Annotated in this window: 23 protein-coding genes; 9 read left to right on the top strand and 14 right to left on the bottom strand. The window is 71.4% G+C overall.

What is annotated here, in order from left to right:
* Nucleotides 1–14 precede the first annotated feature (14 nt).
* The 4 genes from IQ251_RS14540 to IQ251_RS14525 form a co-directional block, all read right to left on the bottom strand.
* The gene (locus tag IQ251_RS14540) at nt 15–1772 is read right to left on the bottom strand and encodes an ABC transporter family substrate-binding protein (RefSeq protein WP_193929113.1); all 1758 of its coding nucleotides are present in this window, start codon (nt 1770–1772) and stop codon (nt 15–17) included.
* A 225-nt stretch (nt 1773–1997) separates the two neighbouring features.
* Nucleotides 1998–3902 carry a translational GTPase TypA gene (gene typA, locus IQ251_RS14535; protein ID WP_370591407.1) on the bottom strand — a complete coding sequence of 635 codons (1905 nt, stop codon included), beginning with the start codon at nt 3900–3902 and terminating at the stop codon, nt 1998–2000.
* A 545-nt stretch (nt 3903–4447) separates the two neighbouring features.
* Nucleotides 4448–4759 (bottom strand): YciI family protein, encoded by a 312-nt coding sequence (locus IQ251_RS14530; RefSeq protein ID WP_193929112.1) that lies wholly within the window; start codon nt 4757–4759, stop codon nt 4448–4450.
* Nucleotides 4760–4893: 134 nt separating this feature from the next.
* The gene (locus IQ251_RS14525; protein WP_370591406.1) at nt 4894–5733 is read right to left on the bottom strand and encodes an NUDIX domain-containing protein; all 840 of its coding nucleotides are present in this window, start codon (nt 5731–5733) and stop codon (nt 4894–4896) included.
* A gap of 490 nt (nt 5734–6223) precedes the next feature.
* Here IQ251_RS14525 and IQ251_RS14520 point away from each other — a divergent pair, with 490 nt between their 5' ends.
* Genes IQ251_RS14520 through IQ251_RS14500 form a run of 5 tightly spaced genes read left to right on the top strand, consistent with a single transcriptional unit; the run spans nt 6224 to nt 11843 of the window.
* Complete coding sequence (locus IQ251_RS14520; RefSeq protein ID WP_193929111.1) at nt 6224–7813, top strand: ABC transporter substrate-binding protein; 1590 nt, start codon at nt 6224–6226, stop codon at nt 7811–7813.
* 13 nt (nt 7814–7826) lie between these two features.
* Entirely contained in the window at nt 7827–8780 is a 954-nt protein-coding gene (locus IQ251_RS14515; RefSeq protein WP_193929110.1) for an ABC transporter permease, read from the top strand.
* On the top strand, nt 8777–9685 hold the full coding sequence (locus IQ251_RS14510; RefSeq protein ID WP_193929109.1) for an ABC transporter permease: 909 nt from the start codon (nt 8777–8779) through the stop codon (nt 9683–9685). The genes IQ251_RS14515 and IQ251_RS14510 overlap by 4 nt, the downstream gene beginning before the upstream one ends.
* A 51-nt stretch (nt 9686–9736) precedes the next feature.
* Nucleotides 9737–11494, top strand: a complete 1758-nt coding sequence (locus IQ251_RS14505) for an ABC transporter ATP-binding protein (protein ID WP_193929108.1) — start codon at nt 9737–9739, stop codon at nt 11492–11494.
* A 52-nt stretch (nt 11495–11546) separates the two neighbouring features.
* Nucleotides 11547–11843: a 4a-hydroxytetrahydrobiopterin dehydratase gene (locus IQ251_RS14500; RefSeq protein ID WP_193929107.1), complete on the top strand. Its 297-nt coding sequence runs from the start codon at nt 11547–11549 to the stop codon at nt 11841–11843.
* A gap of 291 nt (nt 11844–12134) precedes the next feature.
* On the opposite strand, the gene IQ251_RS14495 is transcribed toward IQ251_RS14500, so the two are convergent.
* The 6 genes from IQ251_RS14495 to IQ251_RS14470 all read right to left on the bottom strand — a co-directional run bounded on the left by IQ251_RS14495 (nt 12135) and on the right by IQ251_RS14470 (nt 16230).
* Nucleotides 12135–12689, bottom strand: coding sequence for an acyl-CoA thioesterase (locus tag IQ251_RS14495; protein ID WP_193929106.1), 555 nt, complete (start codon nt 12687–12689; stop codon nt 12135–12137).
* Between the two features lie 141 nt (nt 12690–12830).
* Nucleotides 12831–13328, bottom strand: a complete 498-nt coding sequence (locus IQ251_RS14490) for a hypothetical protein (RefSeq protein ID WP_193929105.1) — start codon at nt 13326–13328, stop codon at nt 12831–12833.
* Between the two features lie 31 nt (nt 13329–13359).
* Nucleotides 13360–14556, bottom strand: coding sequence for a putative T7SS-secreted protein (locus IQ251_RS14485; RefSeq protein ID WP_193929104.1), 1197 nt, complete (start codon nt 14554–14556; stop codon nt 13360–13362).
* Nucleotides 14556–14870 (bottom strand): hypothetical protein, encoded by a 315-nt coding sequence (locus IQ251_RS14480; RefSeq protein WP_193929103.1) that lies wholly within the window; start codon nt 14868–14870, stop codon nt 14556–14558. Before IQ251_RS14480 ends, IQ251_RS14485 begins: the two co-directional genes overlap by 1 nt.
* 42 nt (nt 14871–14912) lie before the next feature.
* Nucleotides 14913–15449, bottom strand: coding sequence for a hypothetical protein (locus tag IQ251_RS14475; protein ID WP_228046913.1), 537 nt, complete (start codon nt 15447–15449; stop codon nt 14913–14915).
* A gap of 232 nt (nt 15450–15681) precedes the next feature.
* A complete protein-coding gene (locus IQ251_RS14470; protein ID WP_193929102.1) occupies nt 15682–16230 on the bottom strand; it encodes a hypothetical protein in 549 nt (182 codons plus the stop codon).
* Between the two features lie 376 nt (nt 16231–16606).
* Here IQ251_RS14470 and IQ251_RS14465 point away from each other — a divergent pair, with 376 nt between their 5' ends.
* Nucleotides 16607–16801 carry a MerR family transcriptional regulator gene (locus tag IQ251_RS14465; RefSeq protein WP_193929101.1) on the top strand — a complete coding sequence of 65 codons (195 nt, stop codon included), beginning with the start codon at nt 16607–16609 and terminating at the stop codon, nt 16799–16801.
* 395 nt (nt 16802–17196) lie between these two features.
* Here the strand turns inward: IQ251_RS14465 and ychF are convergent, their stop codons facing one another.
* The gene (ychF, locus tag IQ251_RS14460; protein WP_193929100.1) at nt 17197–18276 is read right to left on the bottom strand and encodes a redox-regulated ATPase YchF; all 1080 of its coding nucleotides are present in this window, start codon (nt 18274–18276) and stop codon (nt 17197–17199) included.
* Between the two features lie 90 nt (nt 18277–18366).
* The gene (locus IQ251_RS14455; RefSeq protein WP_193929099.1) at nt 18367–18618 is read right to left on the bottom strand and encodes a hypothetical protein; all 252 of its coding nucleotides are present in this window, start codon (nt 18616–18618) and stop codon (nt 18367–18369) included.
* Between the two features lie 99 nt (nt 18619–18717).
* Between IQ251_RS14455 and IQ251_RS14450 the strand changes: the two genes are divergently transcribed.
* A complete protein-coding gene (locus IQ251_RS14450; RefSeq protein WP_193929098.1) occupies nt 18718–20190 on the top strand; it encodes an AlkA N-terminal domain-containing protein in 1473 nt (490 codons plus the stop codon).
* On the top strand, nt 20187–20681 hold the full coding sequence (locus IQ251_RS14445) for a methylated-DNA--[protein]-cysteine S-methyltransferase (protein WP_193929097.1): 495 nt from the start codon (nt 20187–20189) through the stop codon (nt 20679–20681). Before IQ251_RS14450 ends, IQ251_RS14445 begins: the two co-directional genes overlap by 4 nt.
* Nucleotides 20682–20689: 8 nt before the next feature.
* On the opposite strand, the gene IQ251_RS14440 is transcribed toward IQ251_RS14445, so the two are convergent.
* Together IQ251_RS14440 and IQ251_RS14435 are read right to left on the bottom strand one after the other, a co-directional pair.
* Entirely contained in the window at nt 20690–23638 is a 2949-nt protein-coding gene (locus IQ251_RS14440; protein ID WP_193929096.1) for an AAA family ATPase, read from the bottom strand.
* Entirely contained in the window at nt 23635–24810 is a 1176-nt protein-coding gene (locus tag IQ251_RS14435; protein WP_193929095.1) for an exonuclease SbcCD subunit D, read from the bottom strand. The genes IQ251_RS14440 and IQ251_RS14435 overlap by 4 nt, the downstream gene beginning before the upstream one ends.
* Before the next feature lie 119 nt (nt 24811–24929).
* Between IQ251_RS14435 and IQ251_RS14430 the strand changes: the two genes are divergently transcribed.
* A complete protein-coding gene (locus IQ251_RS14430; protein WP_193929094.1) occupies nt 24930–25895 on the top strand; it encodes a DNA recombination protein RmuC in 966 nt (321 codons plus the stop codon).
* Nucleotides 25896–25899: the final 4 nt, after the last annotated feature.

Here is a 25899-nt window from a genome sequence, read left to right as displayed (position 1 = left end):
GGGGCGCGGCCCGCTCAGTAGCCGTCGTCGTCGGCGTGCGTGCCCAACCACTGCGCCGCGGTGGAGAACGGTCCGGCGAACCCGTTGCCGGGCCGCACCCCCTCGACCTCCTTGCGCACGGCCAGCACCTGGGCCTGCTGGTACAGCGGTACCGCAACGGCGTCGCGCCACAGCACCGATTCGACCTCGTCGGAGACCTTGTCGAACGGCACCTCACCGCTGAGGCCGGCCTCGATGGTGGGCTGCAGCAGCCGGTCGCAGAAGCCCGCGGCGTTGTACGGGAACGGCGTCTCCCCACCCGGGGACACGCCCGGGCAGCCGTAGGCCGAGGCGAGCATCGACGCCGGATCCCCACCCGCCGGGCGCGGGGCGACGGCCATGTCCACGGACCCGGCACCGCCGGTACCGGTCGAGCGCGGGTCGGCGGCCAGCATGTCGCCGAAGAGCTGGTCCCCGGTCGGCGTGACCACGGTGGCCTGGATGCCCTGCGCGCGCAGCTGCTCGGCCGCCGTCTCGGCGATGGCGATGTAGGACTCGTGCTCGAACGGGGCCGCGATGACCAGGTTGAGCGGGCGGCCGTCCCGCAGCCACGCTCCCGCGCTGCGCTCGTAGCCCGCCTCGGTCAGCAGCCGTTCGACGCGCTGCGGATCGGGCGCCGGCGGGATCGCGCCCGGCGGCTCGGTCGGCCGGTAGGCCTCCTCGGACGGCGAGAGCACCTGGGCGTGCGCGGGCAGCTGGCCCGCGGGCCGACCACCGGTGCCGGCCTCCACGAGCCGGTTGCGGTCCAGCGCGGCGGTGACCGCGCCGCGCACGCCGGGATCGGACATGCCGCGGCTGTCCGGGCGCAGCAGCAGCTCCATCGTCACGGGGCGCGGCATGTTGATGAGGTCGACGGTGTCGCCGAGCTCCTCCAGCGAACGCATGGTGGCGGCGTCCGCGCCGAACAGCGCCATGTGGCTGTCCCCGCTGCGCAACGCCTCGACCTGGCGCGCGTTGTCCACCGCGCGCAGCACGAGCCGGTCCGAGCGCGCGGGTTCGCCCCAGAAGCGGTCGTTGCGCTCCAGCACGATCTCACCGCGGTCGAGGTCGACCTGGCGGATGGCGAACGGCCCGCCGGACGCCGGGTAGCCGTCGTCGAGCACGGTCGACCAGCCACGCGGTGCGTCCCGCAGTAGGTGCGCGGGCAGCAGGTTGTCGAACAGCGTCCGCCAGCCCGGATACGGGCGCTCGAAGGTCACCTCGACGGTCTTGCCACCGCGCCGCGAGGCGACGTCCTCGATCAACCGGTAACCGGCGGGCTCGGCGACGCCGGGCTGCGAGCGCAACTGCTCCCACAGGTAGACGAAGTCCTCGGCGGCGATCGGCGCGCCGTCCGACCAGCTGGCCTGGCGCTGGATGTCGTAGCGGACGGTGAAGTCGTCGGTGCCGGGCACGACCTCGGCCGACTCCATGAGCGTCGTGTCCAGCTGCAGGCTGCCGTCCTCGGCGGGCCGGAACACCGACGGCAGCATCAGATCGGCCAGCGCGGAACTGGTCGGCGACATGTCGGCGAGCGCGTGCGGGTTGAACCCGCCTTCCAGCTCGTCCACACCGACCACGACCTCGACCGGCATCGGCTGCTCGGGCGGCGCGCTGGTGGTGGTGGACGGTGCGTCCGGTGGTGGTTCGGAGACCACCGGCGGTGGCGGGGCGTTGCTGCAGGCGGCCAGGAGGCAGGTCGCGGTCGCGAACAGGGAGACCGCTGCCCACGGCCGACGCCGTCCCTGGAACACGCCGGTCCTCCCCTCGTCAGCGCGCCCGGGCCGCCGCCACGACCGGGCTCCGGCGCGGACGGCGCCGGTCGTCCCATGGTTGCGGCCCCCGCGGCCGGGACCGACACCGGGGCCCCGATGGCGGGCATTCTCGCAGGTGGCGAGGGCACCTGCTGCGGGACGACACGAACGCGCCCGGCCCGGTGCCGCAGCGACCGGACCGGGCGCGCCGGTGGTGCACGAGCCTCAGCCGTTGTCGCGGGCCTTGGCGCGGGAACGCTCGCGGGACCGGGTGGTGCCGTCCAGCGTGGTCTTGCGCACGCGGATCACGTTCGGCCCCACCTCGACGCACTCGTCGGCGGAGCAGAACTCCAGCGCTTCCTCCAGCCCGAGGGCGTGCGGACGGGCCAAGCGCTCCAGCTCCTCCGACCCGGCCGAACGCATGTTGGTGAGCTTCTTCTCCTTGGAGATGTTCACGTCGAGGTCCTCGGCGCGCGGGTTCTCGCCCACGACCATGCCCTCGTAGACCTCGTTGCCCGGCTCGACGAAGAACGTGCCGCGGTCGGACAACTGCATCAGCGCGTAGCTGGTCGCCGCGCCCGCCCGGTCGGCCACCAGCGAACCGGTGTGCCGGGTGCGCAGTTCACCGACCCACGGGAAGTAGCCCTCGAAGACGTGGTTCGAGATGCCGGTGCCGCGGGTCTCGGTGAGGAAGTCGGTGCGGAAACCGATCAGTCCGCGGGCGGGCACCACGTACACGAGCTTGATCCGGCCGGTGCCGTGCCCGTCCATCGTCTCCATCTTGCCCTTGCGCCCGGCCAGCAACTGGGTGATCGCGCCGAGGTGCTCCTCCGGGGAGTCGATGCTCAGCCGCTCGAAGGGCTCGCACAGCTTGCCGTCGATGGTCTTGGTGACGACCTGCGGCTTGCCGACGGTGAGTTCGAAGCCCTCCCGGCGCATGGTCTCCACCAGCACCGCCAGTGCGAGCTCGCCGCGGCCCTGGACCTCCCAGGCGTCGGGCTGCTCGGTCGGCACGACCTTCATGCTCACGTTGCCGATGAGCTCGGCGTCCAGCCGGGCCTTGACCTGGCGCGCGGTGACCTTGGTGCCGCCGTTGCGCCCGGTCAGCGGGGAGTTGTTCGCACCGATGGTCAGCGAGATCGCCGGGTCGTCGACCGTGATGCGCTCCATCGGCCGCGGGTCGTCCGGGTCGGCGAGCGTGTCGCCGATGGTGATGTCCGGGATGCCCGCGATGGCCACCAGGTCACCGGCCGAGGCTTCCGCGCACGGGACGCGGTCGAGGTTCTCGGTGATGAGCAGCTCGGTGAGCCGGACCTTCTGCACGCTGCCGTCCTCGCGGCACCAGCCGACGGTCTGCCCCTTGCGCAGCGTGCCGGATTGGATCCGGCACAGCGCGATACGGCCGAGGAACGAGGACGCGTCCAGGTTGGTGACCAGCGCCTGCAGCGGGGAGTCCAGGTCGACCCGCGGGGCGGGGACGTGCTTGAGCAGCACCTCGAACAGGGCGTCCAGGTTGCCGTCCTCCGGGGGCTCGCCGTCGACCGGCCGGGCCAGCCCGGCACGGCCCGCGCGCGCGGAGGCGTAGATGACGGGCAGGTCGAGCACGGCCTCCATGTCCAGCTGGGTCTCCCCGTCGTCGAGCTCGGAGGCGAGTTCGAGCAGCAGGTCGTGCGTCTCGTCCACCACCTCGGCGCAGCGAGCGTCCGGGCGGTCGACCTTGTTCACCACGAGGATCACCGGAAGCCCGGCGGCCAGCGTCTTGCGCAGCACGAACCGGGTCTGCGGCAGCGGACCCTCGCTGGCGTCGACCAGCAGCACGACACCGTCCACCATGGACAGCGCGCGCTCCACCTCGCCGCCGAAGTCGGCGTGGCCGGGGGTGTCGACCACGTTGATGGTCACCGGCCCGCCTTCGGTCTCGCGGCGGATGGCGGTGTTCTTGGCGAGGATCGTGATGCCCTTCTCGCGCTCCAGGTCATTGGAGTCCATCACGCGGTCGACCGGGTCGGCCCGCTCGCCGAAGGCGCCGGACTGCCGCAGCATCGCGTCGACCAAGGTGGTCTTGCCGTGGTCGACGTGCGCGACGATCGCGACGTTGCGCAGGTCACTGCGATTTGGGGTGGCGGACACGCGAATACTCCTGGATCGACGAGGAACGTGGCGCGGCGGGTTCGTCGACGGTTCGGCCGGGGCTCCGCGGCACCGCGACTGCGGAGCTCACACAGGCGGCGCCCCGCGGCAGCGGGGCCGCTCAGGTCGACGCGCGGCCTCGTCCAGGATAGGGCAACGCCCGCAGCAGGTGTCCGGCGCGTGCGCGCGAACACCGCGGCGGGCCGGTGAGACACCGCACACGCGGCGCGGCGGAAGCGTGCGGGGCTCGCGTTCCCGGGCCGGGACGGCCACCGGGCAGCCGCGCCTCGCATCGAGGCGCGACGGCCCGGTCACCCACCCGGACGCGGTTGCTCGCGATCGAATTCGGCGAGCACGGAACAGCACCGCCCGCGCGATCGAAAACTCCCGACTGCCCGATCGTGCGAAGGAATCCGAAGCCGCGCGGAGAAATCACCAAGGGAGTTCAAAGAAAGGGCAAAACAATCACCGCACGCGGTTCCGGGCGACGAATTGCCGTCCGCGGGCGCGTTCGCCGGGGTTTCCCTTCCGCGGGCGGCTGCCCGCTACTCGGAGGCCGCGGGTTCCAGCCGGTCCGCGTACTTGGCGAGCTCGGGGACGGTGCGCAGCGCCTCGAACTCGACGACCTCGTAGCGGGCCAGTTTGTGCAGGGCGAACGGGTCGGTGGCCAGGATGGCGTCCAACCTGCCGCGGGACATCGCGCGGGCGATGATCACCCCGCCGCTGCGCGGGTGCCGGTGCCCGGCGGCGATGAAGTCACCCGCGTCGTAATGCCGGGTGACCCATTCGTAGTGATCCACGAGACGCGTGTCGATCTCGGTTTCCGGAGCCGTGTACTGCAGCAAGACCACATACATTCCTTCACGGTAACTCCGCATCCCGGCGGCTGCCGATCATCACGCCCGATCGGATCAGGAAATGACCGCCGCACCCAGCGACGTTCGCCCAATTGTTCGGAATGCGGCGCGGAATTGTCCCGAACGCGCGGATTTCACCGCAGCAGCGGGCGCAACGAGTGCACCAGCACCCGGTCGGCGTCCAGCCAGTCGAGCTCGCCGAGCTCGGCGGCGCCCACCCAGCGGACCTGGCGGTGCTCCAGGGCCGCCGCGGTGGCCCCGTCGGCGGGCCGCGCGAGGTGCACGCGCAGCAGCAGGTGGTCGCCGAGCGGGACATCGGTACCGATCCGCCCGCGCGGGCGCACGCCGATCCCCAGCTCCTCGACGCATTCGCGCACCACCGCGTCCTGCTCGTCCTCGCCGTCCTCGACCCGGCCTCCGGGCAGCTCCCAGCGCCCGGCGAGCTCGGCGGGCCGCGCGCGCTGCTGCACCAGCAGCCGCCCGTCGCGCACGATCGCGGCGCCGACGACGATCCGCCGCCGCGCCCACGACTCGGCCAGCTCGCGCACCACCGCAACCCGGGACCGCAGCAGCCGCAGCACGAACCGCCGCACCACGGCCGCGTCGGCCAGCCTGCCGAGACCGCCGAACGGGGCGCGCCAGGACACCGCGTCGGTCAACCGCGTGTGCGGACCGGCCGCAACGAGGTGGCCGTCGTGCGCCAGCTCGGGCAGCGGGCCGCGCACCAGGACGGAGGACAGGCCGGTGGTGTCGGCGCGCAGCACCCGGGTGGTCAGCGGCACGGGCAGTCCGGCGATGCGGGCGCGCCAGGACAGCTCGTCGCCGGGCACCAGCAGCTCCCCGGTTCCGGCCGCGGCGCGGGCGCGCACCCCGGCCGCCGCCAGGGCGGTCTCGGCCGTCGCGGTGTGCCGCAGCGCGGCCGCCACCACCTCCGGCGGGGCGTGCACCAGACCCGTGTTCCGCAGCACCGACACGGCGGACCATCCTGCCGCAGCCGGCGCCCGGGCCCGGCACGCGGTTCGGCGAGTGCGCCGGGCGACCACCCGGTCACCCACGCGCAATGTGACCTCGTTCGCCACCGCACCAACACGACGGTGAGGCGCATCACATTTTCACCCAGCGCGCACCGGCCTGCGCACCCCCGCGCGCAGCGGCGAACACTCAGGCCAGCACCGCTGCGACGTGCGATCCATCGTTGCGAAAGTAGCAAGATCCCAGCCCCGGATCTCGTGGCGAGCTCAACACCATTTGACATATCGAGCCTGCATATGGCGGGTTGACAGGCCCAAAGCCTTCGGTAAGAGTCAACGCACTCGATTGACTCATCAATCAATCGCAGCGAAGACGCAATGCGAGCGGGGCGTTCGCCGCGCGTGCTGTGGCGCGCAGTTCAGCAGCCGGAGGCGCTGCTGCGAACCGGCCGGACGCGGTACGCCCCGCACAACACGGGAGGTTTCCGCGCAGATGCCGAGCTCAGGGCAGGCGAACTCAGGCCCGAGTCGTCGCGATTTCCTCCGGTACGCCGCGGCAGGCGCCGGCGTGGTCGGAGCGGGCACTGCGCTCACCGGATGCGCCGGTGGCGCGGTCCAGAAAGCACCGGTGCCGTCCGGTCCCCCGCAGTACGGGGGGCGGCTGCGGGCCGGGGTCGTCGGAGGTTCCAGCAAGGACACCCTGGACGCGCACGCACCCGTGACGCATCCGGACCAGGCCCGCATCTTCCAGCTCTACGACACCCTGCTGCGCTACGACCAGGAGTACCGCCTGCAGCCCGCGCTGGCCGAGTCCGCGGAGTCCGACGGCAGCGCGCGCACCTGGACGATCCGGTTGCGCGAGGGCGTCGAGTTCCACGACGGGCGCCCGCTCACCGCCGAGGACGTGCTGCACTCGCTGCGGCGCATCACCGACCCGGCCGATCCGAAGAACGGCGCCGAGGGCCTGGGTGCGCTGGACCGGGACGGCATGCGGGTGCTGGATCCGCGCACGATCCGGCTGACGCTGACCGAACCGGACGTCACACTGCCCGAGCAGCTCGCCGAATACGCCAACGGCATCGTGCCCACCGACTACGACCCGGACCGGCCGATCGGTACCGGCCCGTTCAAGCTGGACAGCTTCGAACCCGGTCAGCAGAGCGTGTTCGTGCGCCACCCCGGCTACTGGGAGGACGGGCTGCCCTACGCCGACGAGCTGGTCATCGTCGACTTCCCGGACGACACGGCGCGGATCAACGCGCTGCTGGGCGGGCAGGTCGACGCCATCGACCAGGTCCCGCTCGGGCTGCTGCGCGTGCTGGAGGCCGACCCGAACCTGCGGCTGCTGGAGTCGGAGACCGGTTCCTGGATCCCGTTCACCATGCGGGTGGACCGGCCGCCGTTCGACGACGTCCGGGTGCGCCAGGCGTTCCGGCTCGTCGTCGACCGCCAGCAGATGATCCAGCAGGTGCTCGGCGGGCACGGACGCGTCGGCAACGACCTGTACTCGCCCACCGACCCGCTCTACGCCCAGGACATCCCGCAGCGCGAGCGCGATGTGCGCAAGGCGCGGCAGCTGCTGCGCGAAGCGGGCAAGCAGAACCTCACCGTGGAACTCGTGACCTCACCGGTGGCCGCGGGGGTGGTCGAGGCCGCCCAGGTCTTCGCCCAGCAGGCCGCCGACGCCGGGATCACCGTGCAGATCCGCCGGGTGGACACCGGCGAGTTCTTCGGCGACATGTACCTGTCCTGGGATTTCGCCCAGGACTACTGGTTCAGCCGCAACTTCCTCGCCCAAGCGGCCCAAGGCAGTCTCCCGGAGTCCGCCTACAACGAAACCCACTGGGAACACCCGGAATTCACCGACCTGGTGCACCGGGCCACTGCCACCACCGACGAGGACGAGCGGCGCGAGCTGATCGGTCGCGCCCAGCGGATCGAGTGGGAGAGCGGCGGACACATCATCTGGGGTTTCCCGAACCAGCTGGACGCGCACAGCGTGCGGCTGGTCGGGCTCGAACCGGATCGCAGCGGCATTCCGCTGAACTCCTACGGATTCCGACACGCCTGGCTGGCGCAGTGAGGACGGTGCACCGATGACTCGATTGCTGGTCAAGCGAATCCTGCTCGGCCTGGTGATCCTCTGGGCCGTATCCGTCGTGGTCTTCCTGGCCACGCAGGCGCTGCCCGGGGACGCGGCCCGCGCCATCCTCGGCAAGGAGGCCACCCCGGAACGACTCGCCGCGCTGCGCGATCAGCTGCACCTGGACGATCCGATCTGGGTGCAGTACTTCTCCTGGCTGGGCAACATGTTCCAGCTCGACCTCGGCGAGTCCTACGCCAGCGGCATGCCGGTGACCGAACTGCTCGGCTCGCGGCTGAACAACTCGGTGGCGCTGATGCTGTGCGCCACCGCGATCAGCGTGCCGCTGTCCATCATCGTCGGCACCTACTCGGCGCTGCGCCGGGACACCGCGTTCGACCACACCACCTCGGTGCTGAGCCTGGTGCTGGCCTCGCTTCCGGAGTTCGTGGTCGGCATCGTGCTGGTGCTGATCTTCTCCACCGGCATGCTCAACCTGCTGCCCGCGGTGTTCGTGATGACCGGATCCGACTCCGCGTGGAGCGATCCGGTGCAGCTGATCCTGCCCACCGCAACGATGGTGCTCGCCGTCTCGCCGTACATCGTGCGCATCATGCGCGCCACGATGATCGAGGTGCTGGAGAGCGAGTACGTGCAGCAGGCGCGGCTCAAGGGCCTGCCCGAGCGCACCGTGATCGCCCGGCACGCCCTGCCCAACGCGATCGGACCCGTCGCGCAGGTGATCGCGCTGCAGCTGGCGTGGCTGGCCGGCGGCGTGGTGCTGGTCGAATTCCTGTTCCGGTTCCCGGGAATCGGCTTCGCGCTGGTCGATGCGGTCAACAACCGCGACCTGCCGGTCGTGCAGACGCTGACCCTGGCCATCGCCGCCGTCTACATCGTCGTGAACCTGCTGGCCGACATCGTCAGTCTGGCCACCAACCCGAAGGTGAGGTCCGCAGCGCGATGAGCACCACCGTGCACACCACCGAGACCGACGAGCAACAGGCGGAATCCGCCCGAGTCCCACGCGCGCCGGGCGTCTTCCGGTCCGCGCTGCGCCTGCCGCGCACCCGCATCGGCCTGGTCATGGCCGGGCTCGTGGTGCTGCTGGCGATCCTCGGCCCGCTGCTGTCCCCGTTCGGCGCGACCGAGTTCGTGCACACGCCGTTCTCCGATCCGACCGGCCAGCAGTGGTTCGGCACCGACAACCTCGGGCGCGACGTGCTGAGCCGGTTCCTCAACGGCGGGCAGACGCTGCTGCTGCTCGCGCTGCTGTCCACCGTGCTCGGTGTCGGGCTGGGCGCGTTGGCCGGCATGTACGCCGGGTACCGCCGCGGCTGGCTGGACGAGCTGCTGATGCGGTTCGGCGATGTCGCGCTGGCGTTCCCGCAGGTCGTGCTGGCCCTGCTGTTCGTCAGCGTGGTCGGACCGGAGCTGTGGCTGCTGGTGCTGGTCGTCGGCGGCAGCCACCTGCCGCGCGTGATGCGCGTGGTGCGCGCCTCCACGCTCAGCGTCGCCGAACGCGATTTCGTCAAGTCCGCCGAGGCCATGGGCGTGAGCCGCACCCGGATCCTGCTCGGCGAGATCCTGCCCGGCGTCACCGGCACCGTGCTGGTCGAGTTCGGGCTGCGGCTGAACTACTCGATCGGCCTGGTGGCCGGGCTGAGCTTCCTCGGCCTGGGCCTGCAGCCGCCGACCGCGGACTGGGGGCTGATGATCAACGAGAACCGGATCGCGCTGACCGTGCAGCCGTGGGCCGTCGCGCTGCCGGTGCTGGCCATCGCGGTGCTGACCATCGGGGTGAACCTCATCGCCGACGGGCTGTCCCGCTCGGTCGCCGGGGTGGACCGCGGGCTGGAAAAGGGGGCTTGACGCCCGAGAACCTTCCCGAACCGACCGCCCACCGAGCCCACGGGGATTGAGATGACCACCACCGCCCTGGAAACCACCGATCTGGAAATCCGCGGCGTGCCCGCGGAAGCCGCGATCGTCGCCGATGTGTCGTTCACGCTCTCGCCCGGCGAGATCCTCGGCCTGATCGGCGAATCCGGTTCCGGCAAAACGACTCTCGGCCTGGCGATGCTGCGCTACTGCAAGCGCGGGACGCGGATCGCCGACGGCCGCATCCGGGTCGGCGGGACCGACCTGCTGGACCTGGGCGAGAAGCAGGCCGCGGCGATGCGCGGCCGCCGGGTCGCCTACATCCCGCAGTCGCCCGGGTCGGCACTGAACCCGGCGCTGCGGCTGCACCGGCAGCTGGCCGAATGCGTGCACGACGTGTCCGGCACCCGGGCCACCGACCGGATCAAGCAGGTGCTGGACGAGGTGGCCCTGCCCAGCGACGACGATTTCCTGCGCCGCTACCCGCACCAGCTCTCCGGCGGGCAGCAGCAGCGGATCGCCATCGCGATGGCCTTCGTCGGCAGGCCCGAGGTGGTGGTGCTGGACGAGCCCACCACCGGGCTGGACGTGACCACGCAGAAGCGGGTGCTGGCCACGATCCGCGAGATGTGCGCCCGGCACGGCACGGCCGGCGTCTACATCTCGCACGACATGGCCGTGGTCGCCGAGCTCGCCGACCGGATCGCGGTCATGTACTCGGGGCGCATCGTGGAGACCGGGCCGACCGAGGCGGTGCTCACCGAGCCGCGGCACCACTACACCGCCGGTCTCGTGCTGGCCGTGCCGGACCTGGCCGGGGACCGGGCCATGCAGGCCATCGAGGGCCAGGCGCCGTCCCCGCTGAACCGGCCGGACGGCTGCGCGTTCGCCCCGCGCTGCCCCGCCGCCACCGACGACTGCCGGATCGCGCCGCCCGCACCGAGCGAGGTCGGCCCCGAGCACGAGATCCGCTGCCTGCACCCGCGGGAGGGTGCGCTGCGGGCTCCCGCCAAGCGCGCCGAGGCCGAGCTCCCGGACGCCAGCCCGGTGCTGCAGGTTCGCGGCATCCGCGCCTGGTACACGAAAACCCCGGTGCTGGAGGATGTTTCGCTGGACGTGCAACCGGGGTCCTGCTTGGCGCTGCTCGGCGAGTCCGGCAGCGGCAAGACGACGCTGTCCCGTTGCCTGGCCGGCCTGCACCCGCAGCACGAGGGATCGGTGCTGCTGCACGGGCACGCCCTGCCGCGCAGCAGCGCGCAGCGCAACCGGGAGCAGCGCAGGCAGGTGCAGTACGTCTTCCAGAACCCGTACGAATCGCTGAACCCGCGGCGGCGGGTGCGCGATCTGATCGCCCAGCCGATCAAGGTCCTGGAGGGCGGCGCACCGGCGGACACCGCGGACCGGGTGATCGAGGCGCTGCAGCTCGCGGCGCTGCGCCCGGACATCGCCGAGCGCTATCCGGACCAGCTCTCCGGCGGGGAACGCCAGCGGGTGGCCATCGCGCGGGCCCTGGTGACCGGCCCGAAGGTGCTCATCTGCGACGAGATCACCTCGGCGCTGGACGTCTCGGTGCAGTCGGCGATCGTGGATCTGCTGCAGGACCTGCGCGAGCGGATGGGCCTGGCCCTGGTGTTCGTCACGCACAACATCGCGCTGGTGCGCAACATCGCGCAGCAGGTGGCGATCCTGCAGAACGGGCGGATCGTGGAGAACGCCGCGTCCGAGCAGCTGTTCGCGGACCCGCAGCACGACTACACCCGCTCGCTGCTGGACGACGCGCCGAACTTCCAGCTCGCCTGACCGTGCGGGGGGAGGTTTCGCGATCCGGGCGGGGAGCGGTCACCATGGGGCGATGACCGAACTACTCTCCGATGACCAGGTGTCCGAGGCGCTGCAGCACCTCCCCGCCTGGCAGCGCGACGGCGCAGAATTGCATCGCACGGTCGAGTTCGCGGGCTTCTCGCAGGCCATCCAGGCCGTGAACCGCATCGCGGAGATCGCCGAGAGCGAGGACCACCACCCGGACATCGACATCCGGTTCAACAAGGTGACCTTCCACCTCAGCACGCACTGGAAGGGCGGCATCACGGCCAACGACACCTCGATGGCCCAGGAGATCGACAACGCGGTCGAGCAGTACGCCGGTTGACGTGCGGGTCGTCCGGGTGGGCTGCGCCCGGTGGAGCCGCCGCGCTGGCTTCGCCGAGGACCGCCGCGCGCACCCGGGCGGCCGGCTCGGCACCCCGTTCGAGCACCCGGTGCTCGCACTCGGTATTTGCAGCCAGCGATCGCAGTGCGTCGGGCGGCCATCCGCTGACCAGCGGGTTCGCTTCGGCATAACCGCCGGCACCCGGCCCGGTGGACGGACCTGCCCACGACCGCCGGGCCGCCCACCCGCCGGTGCCGGCGGCGCTCGGCGCGCGGTGGGGACGAGCAGCGGTTACCCCACGTGGTCCCGGACGGCCTGCTCGGCGGCCTTCGCGTGCTCGAAGGAGGCTTTGCCCCAGTCCGCGACCCAGGACGGCAGCTCCGGGCGCTCGGCGGTCTCGTCGAGCAGATCGATGACCCGCTGCGGTTCGATGCGTTCCCCGCTGCGGGACAGGAAGCGGATCTGGATGACGGCGCTGGTCGCGAGACGCCCGCCGCTGAGCACGCGATGTTCGTAGTACAGGTGCCGCTCGTCCCAGCCGAGCACGCGGGTTTCCAGCTCGAAGCGGCGGAACGGCTTGAGCTCCTTGCGGAACGTGCCGGTCTCCGCGCTGACCACGGCGAACCAGCCGGCCTGGTTGAACCGCCGGTACAAGCCGGAGCGCAGCATGAGATCGATGCGGCCGAGGTCGAAGAGCGTGAAGTAGACCCCGTTGTTCACGTGCCCCAGCGGGTCGAGGTCGGTCGGCCGCACCCGGAACGGGATCCGGCCGGGTCCGAGCGCCGACGTGCGTCCTCGCCGCCACGCGCGGAAGGCGACGATCAGCAGCCGGAGGTACATGTTCATCCTGCGACCTCGATTCACATAAGTTACCGACTGGTAGCTTAAGCGGGTCGGGACGCGTCGGCAACGAGCACGGCCGTGCCCCTGGCCACACGGTGCGCTGGCGCACACCCGGAGGCGCACCGTCCACAGTGGTGCGCCGGTTCAGCCCGCCGAGGCTTCCTTCACCCGGACCGTGCCGACGAACTCCTGGAAATCCGGGAGCACGGCGTCAAAATCCTCCTCGCGCGCGGTCAGCACGACCCGCACGATCGCCCGCTGACGCGGATCGCGGGCGTCCTGCAGCTGCAGGTACACCTGGCACTGCACGAGATCGAGGTCCTCGCCGTCGACCTCCGCGGTCACCCGGATGATCTGCGTCAGCCCCGGCGCTTCGTCGGCGCCGAACTCCGACCTGTTCGACAGCGAGACCTGGCGGCTGGCCCGATGCAGGTTGTCCAGCGACTCGTCCGCGACCTCGGCGAGCGTCGACTCCGCGCGCTGCAGCTCGTCCATCGTGATGTTCGTGGTGAACCCGGGCCCCTCGGACGCCGCGTGCAGCGCCACGAACGCGGCGCCGGTCGCACCGACCGCCTCCGGACGAGCAGGATTCCACCCCGACGGCACGCCGAACTCCAGCGACAGCTGCGTTTCCCCTGCCATGCTACGAATGCTCCCTCATCGCGCCGAGCACTTACAGCTGCCCCGACATCATCTGCTGCACGGAATCCCCGGCACCGTTCCAGGCGTCCCCGACCGCCGAAGCCGCGTCACCGGCGGTGTCCATGACCTTGTCCGGATCGACCTCAATGCCCACGCTGGCGCTTCCACCCAGGCCCACTGCGGCGCCCAGACTGGTCTCCACCTTGAAGTTTCCTTCCTCGTCCGTACCGAGCTCGACGCCGGCCTTGGCGCCTGCACCGGCCCACCCTTCGGCCGACCCGGTCACACCGATACCACCGACGTCCGCACTTCCTTCAGCGCTGGCCTTCGCACCTGCGTACGCCTCCGCGTTGCCTTCGACACCCGAAAGCCCGAACTTGCCGTTGGCTCCAGCGGTCGCACCGGCGAGTCCCTCGACCTTGCCCTGTGCTTCCGCAGGCCCCGAACTCGCACGTCCCTCTGCCGATGCGCGCGCACCGGCTGACGCCTCGACCGCGCCCTGAACGGAACTCCTGCTCGCCGAAGCAGAGGCCGTGGCAGCAGCGTCAACGCTGGCTTGCGCCCCTCCCCGCGCGCTCCCCCACTGCGAGTTGACGCTGCCCTCGGCTTGCGCACCGACCCACTGGGCCCTGGCCTGGGCTTCGGCTTTGCTGACCCCGCCACTGCTGTCGGCCGATGCCGACGCCGTGGCTGCAGGCCCGCTGGTCTCAGCCGAACCGCCCGTGCTCACACCTTCGACGGCGTCGAGTACCAGAGCCAGCGCAGCGTCCCCGTCTTGTCCGCCGATCAGCTTCGCGACACGTCCGCCTTCCAGCTCCAGTTGATCCTTGGCACGTTTCAGGATCGCCTGCGCCTCGGTGTGCAGCGGCTCCGCGGCGGACGGAGCGCCTCCGGCCTCGCCGGCCTGGGTGCCCTGTTCCCAGGTATCTATCGCTTCCGCCGCCTGCTCCTGGGCCCACCGGAGCACGCTCGAATAGTCAGCGAGCGCCTTGCCAGCCTTCTCCGCACCGTCAGCGCACTTGATCCACTTCACGGGCTCCTTCGAAAAGCTCTGCTGAAATGAATCACTCGCAGCACCGGACCACTCGCCGAAATCCACATCCTTGAGCTCGTCGCCCACGCCTTCCATTTTGCGAGCGACGTTCTGCAGCGCATCGGCGTTGTGGTCGACGGCGTCCGGGTCGCCGGGGATGAGAGACTTGGGATCGGACGTCTCACCGAGGCGCACTATTCCAGGTTTCCTTTGCCGATCATGCCGCTTGTCGTGGCCAAGTCCTTGCTGTGGTTCGTGTCATGGCCTTCATACTCATCAGCGATCCCGCGCAACGCCATGACGGCCTGGCCGGCGGTACCGCGCAAAACCTTCACCGCGGCCTCGATCCCTGCGTTGAAGTCGTCCACGGCCTTCGCCACGTCATCGCTGCCGTAGTCGACACCTCGATCCAGACCGCGCAAGATGTCGCGCGGAAGATCCGAAACCGATTCATCGACCTTTTTCGATGAATTCCGCAAATCTTCCGGACTTACTTCGAACCCGCTCAAACCGAGCCCCCAACTACTCGCGAAAGACCGTCCCTGGGCACTTCACAGCTTCGCGAACGCGACGCCGCGCCACATCCAACCGGAACCGGTGACCGCCTTCTTGATCGGTTTTTTCATCTCGCCGGGGTTGAATCGGTACTTGTACACCACGCCGAGCTCCCCGCGTTCGGTGAACGCGGCCTGGCTGCTCCACTGGTGTTCGACTTTCCGCCCTCGGAATGCCGCCGCCGAAAACTTGGGAATGCCTTGCGCCCACTTCACTGCCCACTCCTCGTCCACCGCCCGCACTTCGGCGTTGTCCGGATCGAGCCGCATCTTCACGCGGAACGCCTTGGTCAACCCCGCTTTTGCGAAGACCTGGCGCCACTCGGCATCGACGACACGCCACTCGGCGATCAGGTCCGGTTCGTCATCGCCGCCCTCCCGGATGATGAACGGCGCCGTCGGGCGGTTGATGGCGAGGATCGCCGCACGAACCTGGTCCGCGGGCAGGACGGGAGCGTCGCTGTCCGGCCTCTTGATACCGCGAAACACATCGAGCAACCCCACGGCAGAACTCCTGACGAACTCGGCGGTCATGATCGCCACGACGGTAGCAACCAGCTCACCCGACCGTGTCCTGATCACGGCGGAGCCCGGCTGAGCTGGCACTCCCCGCCTCCGGCCGGAGCCCACTGGGACGTCCACGACCTGGTCGGTTCACGGGAAAATCACGCGTAAACCTGTCGTCAACACCGCGACGACGCTGCCGTGCCTCTCTTGATGCCCCGGAACACGCCGACGGTCCATGCCGGACCAGCACGGCCCGGACTCAGAGCTTTCCGCCCGCAATACTGCGCCACGTCCAGCCGGCGCTCAGGACTGCCTGTTGCAGCGGCTTTTTCAGCTCACTGGTGTGGAACCGGTATGCGTAGACCTGACCGGTCTCCCCGTGTTCGTAGAAGGGCGTCGCCGTGAGGGTGTAGGAGTTCTGGTACATCCGGCCGCGCGCCTTGCTCGACTGGTAGGACGCCCCGGTCACGCCGAGCTTCCAGCTCAGCGAACGCTGCTCGTCCACGCTCCGCACTTCGACGTTCTCCACGTCGAACCGCATGCTCACGGTGAACTGCTTCTTCAACCTGGCTTGATTGAAGACGTTGTGCCATTGCATGTCGGCGACGCGCCACTCGGCGACCAGGTCTCCCTCGTCGCCTTCGCCGCCCTCCCGGATGATGAACGGCGCCGTCGGGCGGTTGATGGCGAGGATCGCCGCGCGAACCTGCTCCGCGGGCAGGACGGCAGCATTGCTGTCCGGCCTCTTGATACCCCGGACGAAATCGAGCAACCCCACGGCAGAACTCCTGACGAACTCGGCGGTCATGATCGCCGCGACGGTAGCAACCAGCTCACCCGACCGTGTCCTGATTCAGACGAATCCCGGCGCTATCCCGCGATTTCCTCCGGAGGTCGGTGCGGCGAACCCCGCGCTGCGGCGCGCGATGCATACGTCCGCGCTCGGGCCGAAATCTGCGCCCGCCACCATTCGCGGTGGTCGTGCTGCACGTGGAGTTCGAGGACATCCATTCCCCACGCCCCGGCATCGACGAGGACTCGTCCGCACTCCGCACCGCCGACCGGGCACGTCCACCACTCCCGACCGTCGAGCACGACCTGCGCCAACTGAGCCATCCGAGCCATATTAGCGCAACTGGGTCAGGAAATGAGCCAACGCACGCCATTCGTGCCACGTTCGGACCGTGGCCAGGCCGAAGCTGCTCACATCGAGCCAACTCGCGGACGAGCTGGGGATCTCGCGCCGTTCCGTGGCGCGCTACGTTCAGGCCGGAATCCTGGTGCCGGAGCTGTACACGCCTGGCGGCCAGGGCCGCTTCGACCTCGCGGATTCCAAGGAGCAACTGCGGGCCCACTCCCGCAAGCAGCGCGAAGACTGACCCCGCGGCACGGACGAGCCGGAGTGGCTGTATTGGCTCAACAGAGCCGAAATCGACATCATGGCGGGTCGTTGCCCGGTCGAGCTCGGTTCACTGTCCTGGCTCGCCGAATCCCACGCGCTGGCAGGGGATTTCGATGCCGAAGCCCTGGAGCGCGGCCGCTCCCGCAGATCCGCCATACCGACGACCCGAACCGACGAGCTGTCGGGCGCCTGCTGCCCTGGGCGGACCAGCGCAGCGTTCGACGGCCGTGATCGCGCGCTTGCCGTGCACGGTCCCGGTGATCCGACACGGCGGAACACCGATCGATACGGCGAGCTTGTTCTGCGTGCTGCCGAAACCTTCGAGGGAGCCCCCAGGAGACCCCTCAGCACGCAACGCGATGGGGCAACGAGCTAGACGTTGAAGCGGAAGTCGACCACGTCGCCGTCCTGCATGACGTAGTCCTTGCCTTCCATGCGGACCTTGCCCGCCGACTTGGCCGCGGACATGGATCCGGCTTCGACGAGGTCGCCGTAGGAGACGATCTCGGCCTTGATGAACCCGCGCTCGAAGTCGGTGTGGATGACGCCCGCCGCCTGCGGGGCGGTCCAGCCCTGGCGGATCGTCCAGGCGCGCGACTCCTTCGGCCCGGCCGTCAGGTAGGTCTGCAGCCCGAGGGTGTGGAACCCGGCGTGCGCGAGCGCGTTCAGGCCCGGCTCGGTCTGCCCGATCGACTCCAGCAGCTCGGCCGCCGAATCCGCATCCAGCTCCTGCAGCTCGGCCTCCACCTTCGCGTCCAGGAACACCGCGTCCGCCGGGGCGACCAGTTGGCGGAGCTCGTCGCGCTTTGACTCGTCGGACAGCACGCCCTCGTCCGCGTTGAACACGTACAGGAACGGCTTGGTGGTGAGCAGGTTCAGCTCGCGCAGTTCCTCCGACTCGGTGCCGAGCCCCGCGGAGAACAGGGTCCGCCCGGAGTCGAGGACCTCCTTGGCCTGCTGCGCGGCCTCCAGCGCCGGCCGCTTGTCCTTGTGCGTGCGGGCTTCCTTCTCCATCCGCGGCAGCGCCTTCTCCAGCGTCTGCATGTCGGCGATGATCAGCTCGGTGTTGATCGTGTCGATATCGCTGGTCGGGTTCACGTCACCGCCGACGTGCACCACGTCCGGATCGTCGAACGCCCGGATGACCTGGCAGATCGCATCGGCCTCGCGGATGTTGGCCAGGAACTTGTTGCCCAGGCCCTGCCCCTCGGACGCTCCCTTGACCAGGCCGGCGATGTCCACGAACGACACCGTGGCCGGAATGGTCTTCGCGGAGTCGAACATCCCGGCCAGCTCGTCCAGCCGCGGATCCGGCAGCGGCACCACGCCGACGTTCGGCTCGATGGTGGCGAACGGGTAGTTCGCAGCCAGAGCTTCGTTGCTGGTCAGGGCGTTGAACAGCGTGGACTTGCCCACGTTGGGCAGGCCGACGATACCGAGGGTCAGACTCACACCCCGAAGTCTAGGGGCAAGGCCGACCGCGCAGCCCGCCCGGGCGCGGGCGGGGCGGCGCACCGCACACCGCCGCCCCGCGCGCGGACCTCAGTCGTCGCCGTCCTCGCCGTCGCCGCCGTGCTCGTCGTGCTGGTCGTCGCCGTCCTGCTGGTTCCCGTCCTGTTGGTCGTCTTGCTGGTCGCCGTCCTGCTGCTGGTCCCCGTCCTGCTGCTCCTGCTGCTGGCCGGGTTCCGGGATCGATGCCTCGTCGCAGCCGGCGCCCACCGCCAGCGCACCCGCTGCCGCCACCGCCACCGCGGCCGCCCGGATCCCGCGCCGCTTGATCGTCGAATGAGCCATGGCACGACGGTAGGCGTCCGCGGGCGGTTCGCCCACCCCGCGCAACCACGTCCGATTCCCGCTAGTGGCCGGGCCGGTGCCGCTGGCAGCATCGAGTGCATGTTGGTGGGTGCCGAACAAGCGCGCAGGGCGGTCGCATCGCGCGACGCCCGCTTCGACGGGTGCTTCGTGCACGCCGTGCGCAGCACCCGGATCTACTGCCGCCCCTCCTGCCCCGCGCGCACCCCCAACCCCGGCAACAGCACGTTCTTCCCGACCGCCGCCGCTGCCCAGGCGGCCGGATACCGGGCCTGCCTGCGCTGCCTGCCGGATGCGGTCCCCGGCTCGCCGGAATGGGATCTGCGCGCCGATCTCGCCGGCCGGGCGATGCGGTTGATCACCGACGGGCTCGTGGACCGCTCTGGCGTCGGCGGGCTGGCCGCCGAACTCGGTTACTCCGCCCGGCAGCTGAACCGGGTGCTGACCGGGGAGCTCGGTGCGGGCCCGCTCGGTCTGGCCCGGGCCAACCGGGCGCACCACGCGCGGATCCTCATCGAGGGGACCGGGATGGCGTTCTCGGACATCGCCTTCGCCGCCGGGTTCAGCAGCCTCCGGCAGTTCAACGACACGATCCGCGAGGTGTTCGCCAGCACACCCGGGCAGCTGCGGTCCCGGCGCGGCGCGGGCCCCGCTGATCCCGGGGCGGTGCACCTGCGGCTGGCGTTCCGCCCGCCGTTCGACGCGGCGGGGGTGTTCGGGTTCCTGCGCGACCGGGCGGTGACCGGACTGGAGTCGGTGACGGACCTGCGCTACGCGCGGTCGCTGCGCCTGCCGCACGGCACCGGAACCGCGGTGCTGCGCCCGAAAGCGGAGCACTTGGGCTGCACGCTGCACCTGGCCGATCTGCGCGATCTCGGCGCCGCAGTGGCCCGGCTGCGCAGGCTGTTCGACCTGGACGCCGATCCGGTGGCAGTCGATACCGCCCTCGCCGCCGACCCCGCGTTCGGGCACGCGGTCGCAGTCCGACCGGGGATCCGGGTGCCGGGTAGCGTCGACGGGCTGGAAACCCTGGTGCGGACGGTGCTGGGACAGCAGGTGTCGGTGGCGGTGGCGCGCCGCGGCCTGGGCGTGCTGGTGCAGCGGCTCGGCGCGGAAATCGACGATCCGGCCGGGGCCGGGGTGCACCGGTTGTTCCCCACCGCCGAGGCGCTCGCCGAGCACGCCACCGCAGCCGTGCCCGGACCGCGGAGCCGCGCGGACACCGTGGCGGAGGCGGCAGCCGCGGTCGCCGGCGGTGCGCTGCGGCTGCACCCGGGCCGGGATCGGCAGGAGCTGCGCGCCGAACTGCTGGCCGTGCGCGGGATCGGCCCCTGGACGGCGGATTGCGTGACCATGCGGGTGCTGGGCGCACCGGACGTGCTGCTCAGCGGGGATCTCGCGTTGCGCCGCGGTGCGGCAGCGCTGGGACTGCCGAGCGCACCCGCGGAACTCGACGAACGTGCCCGGCGGCTCAGCCCGTGGCGCTCGTACGCCGGAATGCACCTGTGGGCCGCGGCAACCGGCCGGGCCCACCTCGAAACGGAGTCATCATGATCAATTGGTCCACCACGCGGACCCCGGTCGGCCCGTTCAGCGCCGTGGTCGACGACGACGGTGCGGTGCTGGCTTCGGGCTGGACCGCGCGCCTCGACGAACTGACCGCGCTGATCGGTCGCCGGCTGCTGACCGGGCAGCCACGGGAGGTCGCCGACCTCGGCCCGGTCAGCCGGGCGGTCCGCGCCTACCACGAGGGCGATCTGCAGGCCGTGGACGCGGTACCGGTGCGGCAGAGCTCCGGGGAGTTCCTGGAGGCCGCGTGGCAGGCACTGCGCAAGGTCCCGGCCGGACAGCCGGTCAGCTACGCGGAACTCGCCGCGCTGGCCGGACAGCCGAAAGCGGTGCGGGCCGCGGCCGGTGCGTGCGCGCGCAACGCCGCCGCGTTGTTCGTACCGTGCCACCGAGTGCTGCGCAGCGACGGATCGCTGGGCGGTTTCCGCTACGGCACCCAGATCAAGCAGCAACTGCTCGACCACGAGAACCGCTGACGGCCGGCTCATGCCTGCAGCTCCAGCGTGGAGCCTTCGCGCGACTTGCGGACCCGCAGCCGCACCGAGATGCGCTGGCGCATCTCCTCCACGTGCGAGACCAGCCCCACGACCCGGCCGCCGGCTCGCAGCTCGTCCAGCGTGTCCATGACCAGGTCGAGCGTGTCCGCGTCCAGCGTGCCGAACCCCTCGTCGATGAACAGCGTGTCCAGCAGCACGCCACCGGACTCCGCCGCCACCACGTCGGCCAGCCCGAGCGCCAGGGACAGCGAGGCCAGGAACGACTCGCCGCCGGAGAGGGTCTTGGCGGGGCGGACCTTGCCGGAGTAGTCGTCCAGCACGTCGAGCCCGAGCCCGCCGCGGGTGCCGCGCGCGCCCGCGGCGTCAGAGTGCACGAACGAATAGCGACCCTGGCTCATCCGCTGCAGCCGGCGGGTGGCCGCGACCGCGACCTCTTCCAGGCGGGCGGCCAGCACGTAGGAGCGCAACGACATCTTCTTGCTGTTCTGGCCGCGCCCGTTGACCACATCGGACAGCGCGGCCAGCTCCTCGTGCTCGGCGCGCACCGGCCCGAGCCGCTGCCACTCGGCGCGCAGCTGCCCGGCGAGCCGCTGCACGTCGCGGTGCCGCTGCCCGGCCCGGTGCTCCACCGCCACCGCCTGCTCGGCCCGTTCCCGAGCCGCGGTCGCGATCTCGGTTGCCTCGGCCACGCCCGGGTCCGCGTCCGCCGCGACCCCGGCCAGCGCCGGGTCCGCCAGGGCTTCCCGCGCCCCGGCCGCGCGCTGCTGCACCTGGTCGAGCGCGCTGTCGAGCTCGGCGATCCGCTCCGGATCGCGTTGCGCGGCCAGTGCCTCGTCCCGGTCGGCGAAGCCCGCGGTGGCGGCGGTGTCGGCGACCGCGGTGCGCTGCTGGGCGACCCGCTGTTCGGCGTCGGTGGCCGCGGTGCGCGCGGTGTCCAGCCGTTCCCGGGCGGCGGCGCGGGCAAGCAGGTGCTCGCGGTGTTCGGCGATGCCGTCGAAGTCGCCGCGGGCCTGCTGCAGCCGCTGTGCGCGCTCGTGCACCGCGGTGGCCAGCGAGGCGCGTTCGCTGGTCCGCCCGGCCTGTTCGGTGCGCAGCTGGGCCAGTTCGGTGCGCACCCGCTCGGTCGTGGCTTCCAGCTCGGCCAGCTGCTCCGCGCGCTGCGCGGCCTGGTCGGCGGTCTCGCGCAACGCATCGCGTTCGGTGCGGCGCTCGGCCAGTTCCGCGGAGACCTGCTCGGCGCTGCGCCCGCCGAGCCGCTCCAACAGTCCGTCCCGTGCCACGCGGGCATCGGCGAGCCGTTCCTCGGCGGTTTCCCGCGCGCGCTGGGCTTCCTGCTCGGCGTCCGCGGCAGCCTGTTCGTCCACATCGGACACCGGATCCGCGCCTTGCTGCGCGGGATCGGGGTGTTCCGGTGATCCGCACACCGGGCAGGGTTCGTCCGCGACCAGCCGGTCGGCCAGTTCGGCGGCCATCCCGGCGAGGCGCTGCCCGCGCAGGCGCTGCGTCACGTCCCGCGCCCGCTGATGGGCGTCCACGGCCTCGCGGACCGCCACGTCCGCGATCGCGCGCTCCTGCTCCGCGGCCGGGAACTGCCCCGCGACCCGGTCGAGCTCGGCCAGCTCGGCGAGCGCGGCCTCCGCGCTCTCCAACCGCACCTGGGCCGTCCGCGCTTGTTCGGACCGCTGCCGCGCGTGCTCGATCTGCTCGGGCAGCGCCTGCTGCTGCTCCTGCAGCGCCGACTCCCGCTGCTCGGCCGCGGCGATCTGACCGTCCAGTTCGGACAGACGTGCGCGATCCTCGTCCTGCTGCCGCGCTTCGGGAAGCAGGCCACCCAGTGCACCTGCGGCTTCCCGGTCCTGGCCGGCCAGGTCCCGCAGCGAGGTCTCCCCGTCGTGCGGGGCCGGGCAGTCCGCGGCCGCCGCGTCCCGCTCCCGTTGCGCGGAGTCCCGTTCCCGCTCGGCGCGCAGCAGCGCCTCACGCGCGGTCCCCACCGGAACCGCTCGCCGCGCGGCCGCGACTTCGGACCGCCACGCCTCGTGCTGCTCCTGCTGCTCGGCGAGTTCGGCCAGCGTCGCCTCGGCCTGCTGGACCCGGCGCACCTTCTCGGCCAACTCCCGGCTGCGGGTCAGCGCGGTATCAGCCGTCTCCCGCTCGCGCACCAGCCGCGCCCGCTCGGCCTGGGCCGATTCCAGCTCGCGCAGCGCGTTCTTGTCCACCTCGGCCAGCCAGTCCTGCTCGTCGAGGTCATCGCCGCGGTCGCTGCCCACGACTTCGCTGACCCGGGCCAGCAGTTCGCGCACCTGCTGCTCACCCTCCTGCAACCGCCGGCCGCTGAGCTGCCTGCGCTCGCGGAACCACTCCTCGACCTGCGCGAAGCGCTCGGTGCCGAACAGCTTCTCCAGCAGCTTCTCCCGTTCGGCGGTGTCCGCGCGCAGGAACTTCGCGAACTCGCCCTGCGGCAGCAGCACCACCTGGAAGAACTGCTCGGCGGTCATGCCCAGCAGGCGCTGCACCGTGCCGCCGACCTCGTCGATGCGGGTCAGCCCATCCGGCGCATGCCCGCTCGGAGCGGCTCCGATCCAGGTCAGCGCGGCCTTCGCCTGCTGCGTCGTGTAACCGCCGCCGCGCTTCTTCGGCCGGTCGTACTCCGGGCTGCGGTCCACCCGGAGGCGTTGGCCCTGCACGGTCAGTTCGAGCACCACGCGCGTCGGCACCTCGTCGGCCGCCGTGTCGCAGCGCAGCCGCTTGGCATCGTTGCGCGCCCCGGGCACGCGGCCGTACAGGGCGAAGGCCACCGCGTCCAGCAGCGTCGTCTTGCCCGCACCGGTGTCGCCGTGCAGCAGGAAAAGCCCGTCCGCGCCCAGCGCGTCGAAGTCCACGACCTGCCGATCGCGGTACGGACCGAACGCGGTGACCTCCAGGCGGTGCAGCCTCATCCGGTCACCTCCGCGACCTCGTGCAGCGCCTCGTCCAGCAGCCGCTGCTCGGTCTCACTCGGTTGCGAACCCCGGCAGTCGGCGACGAATCCCGCCGCCACGGTCCGGTCGTCCCGCCCGCGGACCGCATCGGCGTAGTGCAGCGCGACACCGTCCCGGCCGCTGGCCGGTTGCCATTCCAGGTGCACCGCGTGCGGGAACCGCTCCTGCAGCCGGCGCATCGGCTCCAGCGGCCGGACCTCGTCGGTGAGCACCACCGACAGGTAGCAGTCCTGCACCGCCGCGTGCTCCGGCGCGGTGAGCAGCTCCTGCAACGTGCCGCGCACCGCGGCCAGCCGACGCGGGACGGGCAGTTCGCGGCGCCGGACCTCGGCCAGCCCGGACGCGTCCAGGTCGACCAGCCAGACAGATTTGCGCTGCGCCGCCTCGGCGAACGAGTACGCCAGCGGAGAACCCGCGTAGCGCAGGTGCTCGGCCAGCCGCTGCGGGCCGTGCAGGTGGCCGAGCGCGGCGTAGTCGACACCGGAGAACACCGATCCCGGGACCTGCTCCACCCCGCCGACCGCGATGGTGCGCTCGGACTCGCCCACCTCGCCGCCGGTGACGAACGCGTGCGCCAGCACCACGGACCGCGTCTCCGCCGGACGCCGGGCCAGATCCGCGCGCACCCGGTTCATCGCCTCGGTTAGCACCGCGGTGTGCCCGCGCTCGGCGACCTCGCCCGCGCCCGGGACGTCGGTGTGCTCGCGCAGCACCTGCCGCGCCGGATCCGGCTCCAGGTACGGGATGCCGTAGCAGGCGACCGGCCCGTGCTCGTCGTCGAGCAGCACCGGCTCCTGCAGCCGGGAGATCCGGGTGCGCAGGTGCAGGCCGCCCGCGGCGGCGAACTCGGCGAACGCGCCCACCCGTGCCGCGGAATCGTGGTTGCCCGAGGTCAGCACGATCTGCGCCCCGGCCTCCCGGATCCGGTTCAGCACGCGCACGCAGGTCTGCACCGCCTCGCCGGACGGGACCGCGCGGTCGTAGAGGTCCCCGGCGACGGCCACCACGTCGACCCGCTCCTCGGCGACCACGTCGGCCAGCCCGCCGAGCGCGGTCTCCTGGTCCGCGAGCAGGTCGCGGCCGTGGAAGGTGCGGCCGACGTGCCAGTCGGAAGTGTGCAGCACGCGCATGACCGCCAAGCTATCGGCGCCGTCCGCCAGTCCGCTCGAACCCCCCAGGGCGCTTCGGTGTGTCGTCCACCCACGACCCGCGGGGCACGGGCACGCCGCCCGCCGCGACCGGTGCTGTGATGATCGGGACGCACCAGCCCGCGAACGAGGACGGAGCACTCGTGAACACCGGAGTCCTGACCACCATCGTCGTCGTGCTGACCCTGCTGCTGGCCGCAGCGCTGGTGCTCGTCTGGCGGCTGTACGCGGACAGCTCGCAACGCGCGGCCGAAGCGCTGCGCATGGTCGAAGCCGAACGGGCACGCAGCGCGGCGCAGGAATCCGCGCTGCGCCGCTACGAGGTGGCGTTCTCCTCGATCACCGGGCGCGGCGAGCTCGGCGAGCAGGTGCTCGTGGAAACCGCCCGCACGCTGGGCCTGCGCGAAGGGGTGCACTTCACCCTGCAGACCGATCTGGCCGGCGGCGGCGCGGCCCGGCCGGACATGGTGCTGACCGTGGGCGAGGGCCGGCAGGTCCCGGTGGACGCCAAGGCGAGCCTGGCGGTGTGGGCCGAGGCGGTGGAGACCGACGATCCGCAGGAGCGGGCCGATGCGCTGCGGGTGCACGTGCGCAACATCCGCTCGCGCGCCACCGAGCTCGCCAGCAAGGGCTACCAGAGGTGGGCGGACGCGATCTACGGCACGATCATGTTCGTGCCCTCGGACGCGGCGGTGATCGCCGCGCTGGACACCGATCCGCAGCTGCTGTCCTGGCTGCTGGGCAAGCGGGTGTTCCTGTGCGGGCCGACCGGGTTCGCGGTGCTGGCCGCGGCCGCGCTGTTCACCAGCACCGAACGCGCCATCGCCGAGGACGTGGAGCAGGTGCGCGCGCAGGCCGTGCGGGCGCAGCGCTCGGCCTCGAACGCGGTGGAGGCGGTGAACCTGTCCAGCACGCACCTGCAGCGGTTCCTGTCCGCCCGGCGCCGCGAGCTCGACGCGCTGGAAGCGTTCCGCGGCGCGGTGCAACCGCTGGCCGAGAAGGCCGGGGACGGCTCACTGCCCACGGTGCGCCGCGACGAAGAGGGCGTCGCGCTGCCGGAGAACTGACCCG

Origin of the sequence: Saccharopolyspora montiporae, assembly GCF_015209505.1 — a bacterium.
Lineage (GTDB): Bacteria > Actinomycetota > Actinomycetes > Mycobacteriales > Pseudonocardiaceae > Saccharopolyspora > Saccharopolyspora montiporae.
This window is presented reverse-complemented; position numbering and strand designations above follow the sequence as displayed.

What these genes read in the sequence shown, in the direction of transcription:
- IQ251_RS14530 (WP_193929112.1), bottom strand. Translation starts at nt 4,759, where the DNA reads ATGTATGTGGTCTTGCTGCAGTACACGGCTCCGGAAACCGAGATCGAC.
- IQ251_RS14520 (WP_193929111.1), top strand. Translation starts at nt 6,224, where the DNA reads ATGCCGAGCTCAGGGCAGGCGAACTCAGGCCCGAGTCGTCGCGATTTC.
- IQ251_RS14515 (WP_193929110.1), top strand. Translation starts at nt 7,827, where the DNA reads ATGACTCGATTGCTGGTCAAGCGAATCCTGCTCGGCCTGGTGATCCTC.
- IQ251_RS14510 (WP_193929109.1), top strand. Translation starts at nt 8,777, where the DNA reads ATGAGCACCACCGTGCACACCACCGAGACCGACGAGCAACAGGCGGAA.
- IQ251_RS14505 (WP_193929108.1), top strand. Translation starts at nt 9,737, where the DNA reads ATGACCACCACCGCCCTGGAAACCACCGATCTGGAAATCCGCGGCGTG.
- IQ251_RS14500 (WP_193929107.1), top strand. Translation starts at nt 11,547, where the DNA reads ATGACCGAACTACTCTCCGATGACCAGGTGTCCGAGGCGCTGCAGCAC.
- IQ251_RS14495 (WP_193929106.1), bottom strand. Translation starts at nt 12,689, where the DNA reads ATGAACATGTACCTCCGGCTGCTGATCGTCGCCTTCCGCGCGTGGCGG.
- IQ251_RS14490 (WP_193929105.1), bottom strand. Translation starts at nt 13,328, where the DNA reads ATGGCAGGGGAAACGCAGCTGTCGCTGGAGTTCGGCGTGCCGTCGGGG.
- IQ251_RS14475 (WP_228046913.1), bottom strand. Translation starts at nt 15,449, where the DNA reads ATGACCGCCGAGTTCGTCAGGAGTTCTGCCGTGGGGTTGCTCGATGTG.
- IQ251_RS14470 (WP_193929102.1), bottom strand. Translation starts at nt 16,230, where the DNA reads ATGACCGCCGAGTTCGTCAGGAGTTCTGCCGTGGGGTTGCTCGATTTC.
- IQ251_RS14455 (WP_193929099.1), bottom strand. Translation starts at nt 18,618, where the DNA reads ATGGCTCATTCGACGATCAAGCGGCGCGGGATCCGGGCGGCCGCGGTG.
- IQ251_RS14450 (WP_193929098.1), top strand. Translation starts at nt 18,718, where the DNA reads ATGTTGGTGGGTGCCGAACAAGCGCGCAGGGCGGTCGCATCGCGCGAC.
- IQ251_RS14445 (WP_193929097.1), top strand. Translation starts at nt 20,187, where the DNA reads ATGATCAATTGGTCCACCACGCGGACCCCGGTCGGCCCGTTCAGCGCC.
- IQ251_RS14440 (WP_193929096.1), bottom strand. Translation starts at nt 23,638, where the DNA reads ATGAGGCTGCACCGCCTGGAGGTCACCGCGTTCGGTCCGTACCGCGAT.
- IQ251_RS14435 (WP_193929095.1), bottom strand. Translation starts at nt 24,810, where the DNA reads ATGCGCGTGCTGCACACTTCCGACTGGCACGTCGGCCGCACCTTCCAC.
- IQ251_RS14430 (WP_193929094.1), top strand. Translation starts at nt 24,930, where the DNA reads ATGATCGGGACGCACCAGCCCGCGAACGAGGACGGAGCACTCGTGAAC.